General features: G+C 49.1%; 9 protein-coding genes. 8 read left to right on the plus strand and 1 reads right to left on the minus strand.

Features of this window, described 5'->3' with window-relative positions; translation table 11 throughout:
* Positions 1–25: 25 nt before the first annotated feature.
* The 3 genes from DXA36_RS24300 (at position 26) to DXA36_RS24310 (ending at position 5,228) form a co-directional block, all read left to right on the plus strand.
* On the plus strand, positions 26–1,051 hold the full coding sequence (locus DXA36_RS24300) for an alpha/beta hydrolase (protein ID WP_118682019.1): 1,026 nt from the start codon (positions 26–28) through the stop codon (positions 1,049–1,051).
* Between the two features lie 43 nt (positions 1,052–1,094).
* The gene (locus DXA36_RS24305; RefSeq protein ID WP_182479246.1) at positions 1,095–3,599 is read left to right on the plus strand and encodes an alpha-L-arabinofuranosidase C-terminal domain-containing protein; all 2,505 of its coding nucleotides are present in this window, start codon (positions 1,095–1,097) and stop codon (positions 3,597–3,599) included.
* Between the two features lie 78 nt (positions 3,600–3,677).
* Positions 3,678–5,228: a carboxylesterase/lipase family protein gene (locus DXA36_RS24310; protein WP_118682021.1), complete on the plus strand. Its 1,551-nt coding sequence runs from the start codon at positions 3,678–3,680 to the stop codon at positions 5,226–5,228.
* A gap of 465 nt (positions 5,229–5,693) precedes the next feature.
* Here DXA36_RS24310 and DXA36_RS24315 read toward each other — a convergent pair whose 3' ends face one another.
* Complete coding sequence (locus DXA36_RS24315) at positions 5,694–6,884, minus strand: serine hydrolase domain-containing protein (protein WP_118682022.1); 1,191 nt, start codon at positions 6,882–6,884, stop codon at positions 5,694–5,696.
* A 513-nt stretch (positions 6,885–7,397) separates the two neighbouring features.
* On the opposite strand from DXA36_RS24315, the gene DXA36_RS24320 reads away from it, so the two are divergent.
* The 5 genes from DXA36_RS24320 to DXA36_RS24345 all read left to right on the plus strand — a co-directional run bounded on the left by DXA36_RS24320 (position 7,398) and on the right by DXA36_RS24345 (position 14,535).
* Positions 7,398–8,405: a LacI family DNA-binding transcriptional regulator gene (locus tag DXA36_RS24320; RefSeq protein ID WP_118682023.1), complete on the plus strand. Its 1,008-nt coding sequence runs from the start codon at positions 7,398–7,400 to the stop codon at positions 8,403–8,405.
* A 1-nt stretch (position 8,406) separates the two neighbouring features.
* Positions 8,407–9,348, plus strand: a complete 942-nt coding sequence (locus DXA36_RS24325; protein WP_118682024.1) for an ABC transporter permease — start codon at positions 8,407–8,409, stop codon at positions 9,346–9,348.
* 12 nt (positions 9,349–9,360) lie between these two features.
* Positions 9,361–10,281: a carbohydrate ABC transporter permease gene (locus DXA36_RS24330; RefSeq protein ID WP_118682025.1), complete on the plus strand. Its 921-nt coding sequence runs from the start codon at positions 9,361–9,363 to the stop codon at positions 10,279–10,281.
* A gap of 44 nt (positions 10,282–10,325) precedes the next feature.
* Positions 10,326–11,951, plus strand: coding sequence for an ABC transporter substrate-binding protein (locus DXA36_RS24335; RefSeq protein ID WP_118682026.1), 1,626 nt, complete (start codon positions 10,326–10,328; stop codon positions 11,949–11,951).
* Positions 11,952–12,156: 205 nt separating this feature from the next.
* The gene (locus tag DXA36_RS24345) at positions 12,157–14,535 is read left to right on the plus strand and encodes a glycoside hydrolase family 2 TIM barrel-domain containing protein (RefSeq protein ID WP_118682028.1); all 2,379 of its coding nucleotides are present in this window, start codon (positions 12,157–12,159) and stop codon (positions 14,533–14,535) included.
* Positions 14,536–14,549 lie beyond the last annotated feature (14 nt).

Genomic DNA, 14,549 nt, shown 5'->3' on the forward strand with positions numbered 1-14,549 from the left:
TCACTTTTTCAGATGGAGGTTAATTATGGGACAGAATACAAAAACTTTATATGAGAACGCCGCGCAGTATTGCCATGCGCTGCAGCACCGAAGCGTCGCTTATTTTGAGGACGCTCCCTGCTATCCGATAGAAAAGCTGGTAAAGCTGCACGGTATGAGGCGGGCCATGCTGGAGGAGAAAGAGGAAGCCGGGAAATGGGAGCTGGCGAAGGAATATGATGGCTTTATGGACGCGCTGGAAAAGCTGCTTGATGCGCCCTCCCGCATTTATCTGTGGCCGGAGGGCAACATGCCGGAAACAGGAGAATATACGGAAAATCCGGATTCCCGTTATAACCATGATCCCGATTTCCGCCCCTATATGTACGAATTCCTTCTGCCTGAGGACGTGAAGCCGAAGGGAGCCGTCATTTTGTGCGCGGGGGGCGATCACGGGGACTGCGTGATACATGAGGCTTACCAGAGTTGCCTGGATTTCAATAAACTCGGCTATCAGAGCTTCATGCTCTTAAACAGGACGAACATGATGCCCTACACCGGACAGGAATGCGGCGCGGACGCTGCAAGGCTGATTCGCATGATCCGTAAGGACGCTGCAAAATACCGCATCAGGGAAAACCAGGTGGCCTTTGCCGGATTTTCCAACGGCGGGCTGACAGGAGAGGAATGCATCCGTTATTATTCGGGCAGCCAAAAGGTGACAGATCATTTCCCGGATTATGAGCCGGATGAACTGGATGAATACCCGGGAGCCCCGGACGCTTTCCTGTGTATCTACGGCCCACGCTGGGAAGGCAGGGAGATCGATTATACAAATGTGGTGTATCCTCCGGTATTTTTCGCAGTGGGCATGGAGGATAAAGCGCTTGACAACCTGCACTGGGTGTACAGGGATCTGCTTGCGCATGGCATCCGAGCGGAGGTGCATACCTTTTCCGGCGTGCCCCATGGCCAGGCGGGGGTATCCCTTTTTGGGAATTATGAGTACCCGAATTTTGAGCTTTGGCTGCCTCTGGCGGATGCCTTTATACAGAAAATATATAACGGTTAAGGTCTGCCTGTTGTGTTACAACCTATGGAAAGGACAGAAATTAATGAAAAATACAATACATATTCATACAAGCAAAGTAAAATTCCCTACGGCACCAGAGCTTTACGGCTTGTTTTTAGAGGACATCAACCACGCCGCAGACGGGGGACTGTACCCTGAGATGATTAGAAACAGGGCGTTTGAGGATTCCCTGCTTCCGGAGGGCTGCACCACCGATCCGAATCAAAGGATTTTCGTAACGGAATACGGCTGGCCCGGCGCGTTCAACCACGGCGAAGGCATGGATGAATGGGAGGCTGCGGTGCCTCCCACGCAAATACCGGGCTGGTATGCGGGGAATGCTTCTTTTCAGCTTTTGACACAAGGCACGCTCAACCCGAACAGAAAAGCCGCCCTGAAAGTAACCTTCGCACCCGGAGGAAAAATATATAATATCGGCTATTCCGGCGTGCCCGTGAAGGAAGGCGATCGGTACCTTCTGTATTTTTTTGCGGAATCCGATACTGACGCAGTAATTACGGCGGCGCTGGAATCTGAGGAAGGTACGGATCTGGGAAACTGTGAGCTTTCGGTTCATAAAGACAGTGACTACCAGCGGTATGACTGTGAACTGACGGCCGGGGGCACCGATTTTAAAGGCAGAATCAGCCTGACCTGTGACAGGGCCTGCACGATTACCCTTGGCTTCATCTCACTGATGCCTGCAAAAACCTTCAGGGGACATGGGCTTCGTGAGGATCTGGCGATGGCCCTGAAAAACACAAACGCGAAGTTTATCCGTTTCCCCGGCGGCTGTGTGGTGGAGGGCATAAACGAACAGAACGCCCTTCGTTTTTCCCGTACCATCGGCTCTGTCTGGGAGCGTCCCGGCGCGCAGCTGATGTGGCATTACCGCACGACCAACGGGCTTGGCTTCCATGAATATCTGCTGCTTTGTGAAGATCTGGAGATGGAGGCCATGTATGTATGCAACTGCGGAATGAGCTGCCAGGCGCGTCACGGCGGCGGTTTTTCGGAAGAGGTGACCAGGGAATATCTGGAGGAAGCGCTTCATGCGCTGGAGTACGCATTGGGCTCCGCCGACACCCCTTACGGAAGCCTCCGGGCGCAGAACGGCAGGACGGAACCCTTCCGCCTGAAATATGTGGAAATCGGAAATGAAAATTTCGGACCGGAATATAATACACGTTATGAAATGTTTTATAAAACGTTAAAACAAGCCTTCCCCCAGGTGATCTATATCTCCAACGGACATACGGAAAGGGAGGGGCTTCCCACCGACTATGCGGATGAGCATTATTATGACGCGCCTGAATTTTTCCTGGAAAACGGCGATCTGTTTGACGACTATGACAGGAACGGCCCGAAAATATTCCTGGGAGAATATGCGGTAAACGGCGGAAATACCATTGCGTCCATGGAATGCGCCCTTGCCGAGGCCGCCTTCCTGCTTGGGGCGGAGAGAAATCAGGATATCGTACGGCTTACGGCTTACGCCCCGTTGTTTCAGAATTCCGATTATACCGCCTGGAAGCCGAATATGATCGTATTTGACAACCATCAGGTTTATGGAATCCCCAGCTATCACGCAGTTTCCCTCCTTGGAAAATACAGAGGGGACGAGGTGGTGGAAATCGAAAATGAAAGCGAAGCAAAGCCCCCGGTATACAGAGGTATTTCCGGCATCATGTGCGAAAAGGAAGGGCTTTTATTCAAAAATGTGAAGATAAACGGACAGCCGGCGGAGATTTCCCAATGTGTATACGGGGACGCCAGGGAGACAAAGGACGGCTGGAAAATGGTTTTCGGAAACCGGAAGCATCATTTTACCGGAAAGAGCAGGGAGTGGAATGAAGCCTTTGAACGCTTTATAGGCAGCGCAAGCTCCCATGAGCCCCCTGTGATGTGGACGGTTTTCGGCTCAGAAGAGCTGGAAGAATACATCTTTGAGGCCGATATAAAAACAGAAGCGGATAATCCGCTGACCTTATCCGTCTGGAATCACCGCCAGGAGACGGATGAGGGCTGCAATGAGCCGAAGGATACGGAGTGGACGAGAAGAAGCGTAAGAAACCAGGTATGGAAAATCGAAAATGGCAGGAGCGCGGTGAGGGTTCCCCGGTTTTTCGACAAGCCTCTTTCGGAAGAAGAACAGGTTTCGGTATCCATCCCTTACGATCAGTTTAACCATTATAAAATGGTGTGCAGCGCATATGGCTGCGAGTGTTATATAAACGATGAGCTTGTGCAGAAAAAAGTGCATACGCTTCATCCGTTAATCAATGCCGTTGCAACCCAGGATGAGGATAAAATTTATCTGAAAATTGTAAATGTGAGCGACAGGGAAGAAGAAGTACGGATTACGGCCGACTGTACGGTGGAGGAGAAAATTTTAACGGAAGTGCTGGCGGCGGAGCCGTGGGAGATAAATTCCTTTGAGGATAAGGAGCATGTTTCCTCCGTATGCGGGAGTATTTCCGGTGGAAGTGATTTCACATATTCAGCGCCTGCACATTCGGTGAATGTGCTTGTCATGGATAAAAGGTAACAATGTAACCGTTCAGCCCCGGCTGAACGGTTACGATAGCATTCAAATTTTAATTAAATGTGAAAGGATGGGGGAAATATGTTAAGAAAGGTTCAGGTTAAAAACGGAGTTCTTCAGGGACTGGTGGGAAAAGACCCGCGAATCACCGTATTCAGAGGAGTGCCCTATGCAAAGCCTCCGGTGGGAGAGCTTCGCTGGAGAGCTCCGCAGCCGGCCGAAGACTGGGAGGGCGTGAGGAAATGCTATGAGTATGGGGACATGCCCATGATGAGAGTGCATCCTGGTACGGGAAACGATTTTTACACAAAGGAGCTGCATCCCACGTCAGCGGACTACGGCATGAGTGAGGATTGTCTGTATCTCAATATTTTTTCACCCGCCGCTTCGGAGGAAGAAAACCTTCCTGTATTTTGCTACATCCATGGCGGCGGCCTGCAGGACGGCTACAGCTATGAGGTGGAATTCGATCCGGAAAGAGTGGCCCGCCGCGGCGTTATCGTCGTGATGATTGGCTACAGGCTTGGCTTGTTCGGATTTTTGGCGCACCCGGAAATCACCGCCCGGACGCCTGAGGGAGAGGTGATATCCAACTTCGGCTTCCAGGATCAGTCGCTGGCGCTTCACTGGGTACATGAAAATATCAAAGCCTTCGGCGGCAATCCGGACCGTATTGTAATCTGCGGCCAGAGCGCCGGCGCGGGCAGCGTACAGGCGCAGCTGTGCAGCCCCTTAAATGAAGGAATCATCGCCGGCGCAATATGCCAGTCCGGTATTTCCATGGCATTTGCAGATGAAGAAAAACCCTTTGGCGCCGCAATGCCGCTGAAGGAAGCGGAAGCGCACGGGGAAGATTTCTTCAGGCAGGCGGGCATTGAAAATTTGGCGCAGGCGCAGGAAATGGACGCTTCCGTACTGATGGAGAAGCTGCGCGGAATTACCGCCGACTGGAGATTCGGGTTTGGACAATGTATTGACGGCAGGTTTGTGAAGGAATCCGTATGGGACTCCTATTACAATGACCGCCTTCCCGACGTCCCTATGATCATCGGCGTATGTCAGGGAGAAACGCAGGGAGGCATGTTCGGCGGCAGCGGCTTTACTTATGAAGATTTCCTTAAATGGGCGAAGCTCTTCGGCGACAAGGAAGAGGAATTTATACGGATTGCAGGCGTTTCCAATGAGGAAGAGGCGCAGGCGCTTACAAAGACGGATGCCAGAAATATGCTCCTCAGTAACAGCAGAGGCTTTTGTGAGCTTCGCTCCTCCATGGGTAAGAAGGTGTATTACTATATCTTTGACCACGATATTCCGGGGGACGACGCCGGCTCCTTCCACGGCTCGGATCTGTGGTTCATGTTCGACTCCCTGGGGAACAGCTGGAGGCCCTTTGAAGGGAAGCATTATGATCTGGCCAGGCAGGTAACCTCCTACTGGACTAATTTCGTTAAGTATAAGGATCCAAACGGAATGGATTACAATGGAAATCCGCTGCCAAGATGGGAGCCTTACAGCAAGGACAACAAGGCTGTGATGAAGTTTAAGGATGGGGCCGTGCCGGAGGTGTTGGAGGAATGTCCGGTGCTGGACTTCAGGCTTGCTTTTGGGAAAGAGGTGTTTGGTGACAGGTGATGCCGGTTTACCGGGTAGATAAAGAGTGAAGTTGTGACGAGGAAGAAATCCCCTGGTTTGGGCAGTGAACCAGGGGATTTTCCGATTCTTTTATTTCCGCGGGCAACGAGCCAAAGCCAGACTTGCATAGGTATTTGCCTTTTTGAGGCTTGATAATGGCAAGAATATCCGGGTAAGATTGACACTGACGAAAGAGCGCGATTAGACAATGAGCGTAACCGGTTGTTTAAATAAATCCTGTATGGAGATTGATATTCCATATTGGGAGAAGTAAGAAATGAGGGCGAAAATGCATGAGAGTTCTGATAGATACGAATGTCCTGATTTCCGGAGATAAAGACTTTTTGGACTCTGGTGTGGAAAATCCCATGATTATGATACCTGCTGAATTTCTTGGACACTTATTATAAAAAGACTGAGCCGGAAGAAAAGAAATAGACTCCGGCTCAGTCTTTTTGCATAGTTTTATTCAATACACCCATACACAACATCCCGCACCTTCACATGAAACAGCTCATTATGTTCCCCCTGTGTATTATGCATATAAACGATGGACAGCTTATCCTCAGGAGAAGCCTCTGCCCAGGAGCCGTAGCCGCCGGACCAGCCGAAAGCGCCGATGGATCCATTGGAAGCGCCGGAAGCTTTGTCAAGCAGAGTGCGTACGCCCATGCCATAACCATAGCCAAGGATATCCACACCATTATAATGCCAGAAATCCTTAAGCTGCTCCGGCCCGAGCTGGTTGGTTCTCATCAGGTCAATCGTCTTTCTTCCAAGGAGCCTTTCCCCCTTATACCGTCCGCCGTTTGCAAGCATACTCATAAATACGGCGAAATCCCTGCAGCTGCAGTTCAGGTTTGCCCTGGAATATTCCGGAGTGCCGCCGATTTTCAGGATATCATCCATTTCTTCAGGCATGGGCTCCTTCTTTTTATCCGGTGTAATAAAGTAACAGGTAACCAGGCGGCCCAGCATTTCATCATCCAGAAACGTGGCGGTATCCTTCAGGCCGAGAGGCTCAATCAGCCTTTCTTTCATATTCTGTCTCACCGATTTTCCCGTTATCACTTCTACAATAGCCCCTACAATCTCACTTCCCAGCCCGTAAAGCCAATGAGTTCCCGGCTCGAACATAATCGGAACCGAACCCATTGCGCGTACCTCATCCCTCAGAGTGGGAATTTTACCGTCAGTGCAATAGGGCCTGACTGCTTCGGACATGGCATTGACGGTGGGGTTATCCGTCACATGGTCAAGCGGCCTCATGCAGTAGGGTAGCCCGCAGGACATGGTAAAAGCATCCCGGATGGTGATGGGATTCTCAACGGGAACAACCTCCGGGCCATGCCCCGGAACCTGAACATATTTGGTGGTGTTTTTCCATTCCGGAAGAAAATCATAGATTGGATCTGTAAAACGGAAGGCCCCTTCCTCAAAAAGCATCATGCCAATAGCATAGGTAAAAAGCTTTGTTGTGGACGCCTGCCTGAAAATGGAGCGGTCATTGATTTTGCTGCCCTTTTCGATATCGGCGTAACCGGAATAGCTTTCATGGATAATTTCATTGTTCTGCATGACAACGCAGGCACAGCCGGGGATTGGCCCCTGCGTAAAAGAATCTAGCAGCTTGTCGAGATTTCTAAAAGTTCCCATAGTTTTCTCCTTTTTGCATATAAACAGATTGTTTCAGTTTCTCGTTCTTACAATTTTCTTCAGAATAAATTAACACATGATGCAGATACATTTATAGTAGAAATCCTATCTGTCTTATGTGATTTTCTGTGTTCTTAAGATAATGAATACAACAGTTATGACGTATGAGGCCTGATGCAAGGCGGCTGCCAGCCAGCCAGGCATTCTTAAGGGTTCGGTTCAATGAGAAAAGGCTAAATTTATATATGCTATAAATTAGCATAAAACATAATAAAGCTAAATCCACATATCATACAATATATATTTATCTACATGAAATTACAAGCAAAATATAGGCAATATAAAAGAAAAACGTCATTTTAAATAAAAACGCCCCTGCTAAATTGTAAAGTTATGCTAATTGCATAATTTTGCTAAATGATATATAATTTTGCTAAATGAACAAACGATTGCGCTAAGATGAAAGCTAAATTGGCACTAAATAAATATTGAATTATAACGCGGGGTGATCAGATGAATTATAAACCGGCAGGTACGGAGCTTTCCATGGACGATATTGCCAGGGAACTGGGGGTGTCCATCACAACTGTTTCCCGTGCGCTGTCGGGAAAAGGGCGTATCAGCGAAGCCACAAGGAAAAGGGTGCTGGAATATACAAAAAGAATGCAGTACAGCCCGAATAAGTTCGCACGCGCGCTGTCAGGGAGCAGGACCTTTAATATAGGGGTGCTGATACCGGGAGATGCCAAGATGGAGGAAATGTCTTTTTTCCAGGACTGCCTGATGGGAATCACGGCGGAAGGGGTTAAAAATGACTATGATATCCTGCTTATTTATTCCTGCAGAGAGGAGGTGAGCCAGCTTAAGAAGGTAGTGGCTGCGGGCAAGGTGGACGGAGTTATCATTACCAGGGCGGTCAGGGGAGATCCTGCCGTGAAGCTTCTGGAGGAAGCGGGGCTTCCCTATATTGTAATCGGCAGCAAAAATGAAAAGAAGATCATACGGGGCTGCTGCGAGATGACGGGAAGCCTGCTGGAAAAAGGCTTTCGCAGGCTGGCCCTGATAGGCGGGGACAGCAGCCATGAGGTAACAATAAGCAGGCTCAAAGGATATAAAATGGCATACTGGCAGCGCAATATCAGCCTTCAGGAGGATTTGATTATGCTGGAGACTTTAAACCGGGAAGCGGCGGAGAGTGCTGTTGACCGTGTCATAAGAAAAGAGGCGGACGGGATTATATGCATGGATGACTGTATATGCAGGTATGTTTTCCAGAAGCTGGACCGGAGCGGCTGTCATGTGCCGGAGGATATACTGCTGGCCTCCTTCTACGACAATACTCTGCTCTTGCATCATTATCCATCCATTACCGCCGTTCATTTCTGTGATGAGGAAAGGGGGAGATACGATTGCCTGGAACTGATAAACCGGATAGAAGGGCGGGAAATGAAGAAGGTGCCGGAAGTAGAATATGAACTGATTTACAGAGAATCAACAGATAACTGCAAGGGAGGGAATTAAGGTGAAAAAGGGAAATGCTGCCGGTAAGGCAAAAAGCCCATTTTTAAAAAAAGTAAAAAAGAACCGCGCGCTTCTGCTCATGCTGCTGCCGGCGCTGCTTCTGGTAATTGTATTCAGCTACATACCCATGGGAGGAATTATTATTGCCTTTAAGCAATACAACTATCAGGATGGAATACTGGGGAGCCCGTGGTCAGGCTTTGAAAATTTCCGTTATATGATTTTATCCAATAAGCTGTGGCCTTTGACAAGAAATACGCTTTTGTATAACGTGGCGTTTATATCCTTCGGCGTTATATTTGAGGTGGGCTTTGCCATTATACTGAATGAGATAACAAGGAAGCATTTTAAAAAAGTGGCCCAATCAATGATGTTCCTTCCCCACTTCATTTCGTGGGTGGTGGTTGCAACCATTATGCTGAACATTTTCGGGGATCATGGTGTGCTCAACAACATACTCACATCTGTGGGATTGGAAAAGTTCAATATTTATAATCAGGCGAAGGAATGGCCGATTGTCATGGTTATCGTAAAGCTGTGGAAGTCTACCGGCTACGGAAGCGTGGTATATCTTGCGGCCATCGTTGGAATCAGCCAGGAAATTTATGAGGCGGCCAAGATCGACGGCGCAAACATCTGGCAGCGTATTTTCCGCATCACGATTCCCTGTCTGAAGCCTACCATCATTATTATGGTGCTGCTTGCGGTAGGCGGTATTTTCAGAGGGGATTTCGGTATGTTCTATCAGCTTGTGAGGGATAACCAGATATTGCTGCAGACTTCGGACGTGCTTGATACCTTTGTTTACCGTTCCATGATGTCAACCTCCAATATGGGGATGTCCGCTGCTGCGGGCCTGTATCAGTCGGTGCTGTGTTTCTTTACGATTAACCTTGTTAACTTCATTGTTAAAAAAGTTGATCCCGATTATTCGTTATATTAGGAGGCGGAATATATGAGCGGACAAAAAATTTATAATAATAAGCCCATGAAGGCATCCATGGACATGATGGTTTTTAACCTGATCGGCACAATACTGGTAGTATTTTTTGCACTGGCGTGCCTCATACCGTTCTACCTGGTATTAACGGGATCGTTTACGGATGAAAAATGGATCCTTACGAAGGGCTACAGCTTCTTCCTTAACGCAAAGAATTTTTCCACGGAAGGTTATAAAATTGTATTCAAGAGCCCGGAAGCGGTGCTTTCCGCATACGGAGTTACCACCTTTGTCACAGTCACAGGTACGGTGCTTGCGATATTGATAACAACGATGACAGGGTTTGTGCTGTCCAGGCCGGACTTCCCGTGGAGAAACGGTTTTTCCTTTTTCTTCTTTTTCACCACATTGTTTAACGGAGGGCTGGTGCCATGGTATTTACTGTGTACGCAGACGCTGAAATTTACAAATCATTTATACGCGCTGATTCTGCCGGGATTGTTTTCCGTATGGAATATGATTATCGCCAAGAGTTTTATGAAGGGAATCCCCTATGAACTGGTGGAATCGGCTAAGGTGGACGGGGCGAGTGAGTGGCTGATTTATTTCCGCATTATGGTTCCCCTGTCGAAGCCGCTGATAGCCACACTGTCTCTTTTTACCGCTCTCGGTTATTGGAATGACTGGTATAACTGTATGCTGTTCATCAATGACAGTTCCAAATGGAATCTGCAGTATACCCTCCAGAATATTCTGAACAGTTCGGAGGCGCTGAACAGGATGGCAAGCCAGACAGGCATGAAGGTGGCTTCGCTGCCGGCGGAAAGCATGAAAATGGCGATGACTGTCGTTGCCATTGGGCCTATTATCCTGCTGTATCCGTTCCTGCAGAAATATTTTGTAAAGGGCATGACCGTAGGCTCAGTCAAAGGATAGCTTCGGAGTTAAAAAATTACATATATAAGCGAGGAGGAAAGAAAATGAGTAAAAGATGGAAAAAAGTGGTGGCATTGGGGTTGGCGGCAGTCCTTTGTATGCTTCCGGCATGCGGGAAGGCAAATACTTCCGGCACTGCAGGGACAGAAGGCGGCAGCGCGGCGGCTGAAGCAAATCAGGGCGCCGGAGGCAATGAAGGAATATCTGAAGACAGTCCCTACAAGGACAAAGGCTTCGATCTTTCCAGGCATGAGGATGTGGTAATGTACGCGATCGGCGACAGGCCGGAAGACATGGATATGGTGCTTGAGAAGCTGAACGGAGAATATCTGGAGCCCTGGCTTAACACAACCCTGGATATGAAATTTTTAAGCTGGAGCGATGTGCAGACGAAATATTCCCTGCTTCTGGCAGGCGGTGAAAAGGTGGATCTCATGTATACCTCCTCCTGGTGTAATTACAATTCAGAGGCGGGAAAAGGCGCATTTAAGGAGCTGACGCCGGAATTCCTGCAGACTTACCTTCCTTACAGCTATGAAATCCAGGCCCCGGAAAGCTGGGATCAGGTAATGATCAGCGGTAAAATTTTTGCCATACCGAAGAACTATGCCGTATTTAACAATTATAATATGATAGCCGTAAGAAAAGACTTAATGGAAAAGCATGGGATCGGGGAAATCAACAGTTGGGATACCATGAAGGAGGCTCTGTATACGCTGGCGGAAAAAGAAACACAAAACGGCATTTATGCCAATGGACAGAGAGGTAATGCGGAGTTTGCGGATCACGTATGGTGGCAGCATATAGAAGCGGAACCGCTGGCAAGCGGGTATGATTTCATGTATTTTACGCACGGAGAGGAAAAGCTTCCGGACTGGGATAAGGATGTGTTTTATAAATATACCGCGCCGGAATGTCTGGAGCTGTATCTGGAAATGGCGGAGATGGCAAAGAAAAATGTATGGTCCCCCAATAAGATTAACGATACATCGGATGCCCAGACCAATTTTGAAAGCGGAAAAACAGCGAGCTTCATCTGGAACAGCACCATTGTGAGCGCAGGTGATAATCTGGAAAAAGCCGGCATAGGCACATATGAAATTTTTGATGTTACACCGAATACAAAAGCGCAGAGGGGCAGCTATGCGGATGATACCATAGCGATTCCGAATGCTTCAAAAATCCCGGAAAGAGCGGCGCTTGTCCTTGACTGCCTGAAGGGCTTCCCGGAGGTCAACAATCTGGTAGTCGGAGGAATTGAAGGCGTTCATTATGAAATGACGGATGACGGAAAAAGAAAACTGGGCGAAGCTGCCGACAGATACGGATGGGGCAGCTGGGCATGGGGAATTACCGGTAAAGACAGTCCTCAGCTTTACAGCGAGGATCCCAGAAGCAGCATGATGGATGAGATGTGTACGGCGAAGGAATATACGCCTGTCGCATCCGGCTTTACCTTTGATAAAAAGAATGTGGAAGCGGAACTGGCTGTAATCAGCTCTATTGTTCAGGAATATGGGGCAAGCTTTAATATTGGCCTGTTCGGTGATGAAACGGAAGCAAAGTATCAGGAATTTGTCGGCAAGCTTGAAGAAGCAGGTCTGAGTAAGGTTATGGAGGAGTGCCGGACTCAGTACGAGACATTCTGTGAAAGAAAAGGACAGGAATAAGCGGCAGGGCGGTAATGATTTGGAAGTTCAGGAACCGTTGCGGTGACTGACAAGGTGCTGAACAGTTACCTGTTGTGTAAAGTGACGGCCGGTGTTATCATCGGCTGTCCTTTTAAAATATGGCACCGCCGGGGAACAGTTCAGATTTGTCTGAACTGTGATGCCTCCGGATGTGACAGGCCAAAAGGCCGGAAAGGACATCATTATGCGGAAAACGATAAATTTTAATAAAAACTGGCGCTTTATCCTTGATGATAAGGAGCATTTTTCCCAACCGGACGCTGATGAGAGCGCCTTCAGGATGCTGAACCTGCCCCATGACTGGAGCGTTGATTATGCGCCGGAGGAAAAGGAAAAGACAGGCGGCGGAGGCGGCTACGGTAAATCAGGTATTGGCTGGTACCGGAAACGTTTTACCCTGGAAAATATTGCTGAAGGGGAAAAGTTCTATCTGTATTTTGAAGGCGTCTATATGGATTCCACGGTCTATGTCAACGGAAAAGAGGCAGGCGGCCACGGTTACGGCTACACCTCCTTTTATGTGGACGTGACGGAGCTTGTCCGGGAAGGAGAGAATGTTGCGGCTGTACGCGTGAAAAACGATCTTGTGCCCAACTCCCGCTGGTACAGCGGTTCCGGTATATACAGAGACGTTTACCTGGTGTGCGCCAATGAAATCCATTTTGATCATTTTGGAGTGCGCTGCGCAACAAACGGCATTTATCCAAAGCAGGATACCGCTTTGCTGCAGATCCGCGCGCAGGTTGTCAATGACGGCGGCAGGTTGGAAAATGTGGGGGTACTCCATAAAATATACGATCGTGACGGAAAGCTTGTTTCCACATCCGGAATTGCACTGTATCTTGAGCCGGGTGAAAGCAGCGACTGCATGGTGTGCCCGACTGTGGAATCGCCCCATTTATGGACGGATGAGGATCCCTATCTGTATACACTGGTGAGCACCGTTGTTGCGGATGGCCGGGAGCTGGATTCCTTTGCCTGCAAAACAGGCATCCGGACGGCCGTATTTGACGCGGATCGGGGCTTTTTATTAAACGGTGAGACTGTAAAAATAAAGGGCATGTGCGTCCACCATGACTGCGGCCTGACAGGCGCTGTGGGATATCGGGAGAGCTGGGAGAGAAGGCTGAAGGAGCTTAAAAGTATGGGCTGCAACGGAATCCGCTGTTCCCACAACCCTCCGGCTCCCGTGCTGCTGGATCTCTGTGATGAGCTGGGTTTTCTGGTGATGGACGAGGCTTTTGACGAATGGCTCCTGGCGAAGAACAAGACGGATAATTATTATTCGGAAAACCTGGCATACGGTTCCAGCATGTTCTTTACAAATCATGCGAAAGAGGATTTGACCGCCATGCTCAGGCGCGATTACAACCATCCTTCGGTGGTCATCTGGAGCATCGGTAATGAAATTCCCGAGCAGTCGTCTGTGGACGGTGTGAAAATACTGGAATTTTTACAGGATATCTGCCATCAGGAGGATTCCAGCCGCATGGTTACATCCGCCTGCGATAATATTGCGGCGGTCGAGCCGATCCGCACCCTGCGTGAGTTTGAGAACGCCCTGGATGTGGTGGGCTATAACTATGTGGGACGGTGGAGAGAACGGGCGGAAACCTTTTATGAGGAAGATAGGAAGGCGTATCCGGACCGCCGCATGATCGGCACGGAAAACCCTTCCGCAGGAGGCATCCGCGGAGACTACTCTCAGGAGGGATGGTTTGGGAATTACGTGACCGCTTCACTGCATCATGAAGCATTGTGGCGCTATACGGCCAGCCATGATTTTGTGGCGGGAGATTATCTGTGGACCGGCATTGATTATCTGGGAGAAACCAGGTGGCCGAGACGCGGCGCACCGTGCGGGCCGCTTGACACGGCAGGCTTCAGGAAGGATACCTTCTACTATTTCCGCTCCATATGGAATCCGAAGGAAACCACGCTTCATCTTGCGCCCCAGTGGAATTTTGAGGGGCAGGAGGGCGTTTACAAGCAGGTGATCTGCTATACCAACTGTGAGGAAGTCAGGCTTTACATAAACGGCCGTTATGTGGGAAGCAGGGGCTATCAGTGTCCCAGATACGGAGCGGTTCGTGCCTGGAATGAAGGATTCCATAAATGTTCCACGACAAATGATCTTCATCTTTCCTGGGATGTGGCCTATGAGCCGGGAGTGCTGCGTGCGGAGGGCTACAGAAACGGTGAGCTGGCAGCGGTGGATGAGGTGCAGACCACAGGAAAGATGGCTTTCCTTGCAGCACAGGTGTATAATACTGATATTAAAGCAGAGAGTCTTGTTCAGATAGAACTTTCGGCAAAAGATAAGGAAGACCGTTTTGTACCGGATGCCTGTCCTTTGGTTTCCTGTAAGATTGAAGGGCATGCTCATCTTGTGGGGATGGATGCGGGTGATCTTCTTGACCTTTCGGTGTATGCGGCCCCTGAGAGGAAGATGTTCAACGGCCTCCTTCTCGCAGCGGTTATGCCTGAGGATAAGGGAGTGGTACGGGTTACCTTTACGACAGAGGACGGGCTGACGGCAACCGTGACATTTTATGCAGAATAGACGTGGGAGTGGAT

Origin of the sequence: Eisenbergiella sp. OF01-20, from assembly GCF_003478085.1 — a bacterium.
In the GTDB taxonomy this organism is placed as follows: Bacteria; Bacillota; Clostridia; order Lachnospirales; family Lachnospiraceae; genus Eisenbergiella.

Coding starts and splice junctions, on each gene's coding strand:
- DXA36_RS24300 (WP_118682019.1), top strand. CDS start 26: ATGGGACAGAATACAAAAACTTTATATGAGAACGCCGCGCAGTATTGC.
- DXA36_RS24305 (WP_182479246.1), top strand. CDS start 1,095: ATGAAAAATACAATACATATTCATACAAGCAAAGTAAAATTCCCTACG.
- DXA36_RS24310 (WP_118682021.1), top strand. CDS start 3,678: ATGTTAAGAAAGGTTCAGGTTAAAAACGGAGTTCTTCAGGGACTGGTG.
- DXA36_RS24315 (WP_118682022.1), bottom strand. CDS start 6,884: ATGGGAACTTTTAGAAATCTCGACAAGCTGCTAGATTCTTTTACGCAG.
- DXA36_RS24320 (WP_118682023.1), top strand. CDS start 7,398: ATGAATTATAAACCGGCAGGTACGGAGCTTTCCATGGACGATATTGCC.
- DXA36_RS24330 (WP_118682025.1), top strand. CDS start 9,361: ATGAGCGGACAAAAAATTTATAATAATAAGCCCATGAAGGCATCCATG.
- DXA36_RS24335 (WP_118682026.1), top strand. CDS start 10,326: ATGAGTAAAAGATGGAAAAAAGTGGTGGCATTGGGGTTGGCGGCAGTC.
- DXA36_RS24345 (WP_118682028.1), top strand. CDS start 12,157: ATGCGGAAAACGATAAATTTTAATAAAAACTGGCGCTTTATCCTTGAT.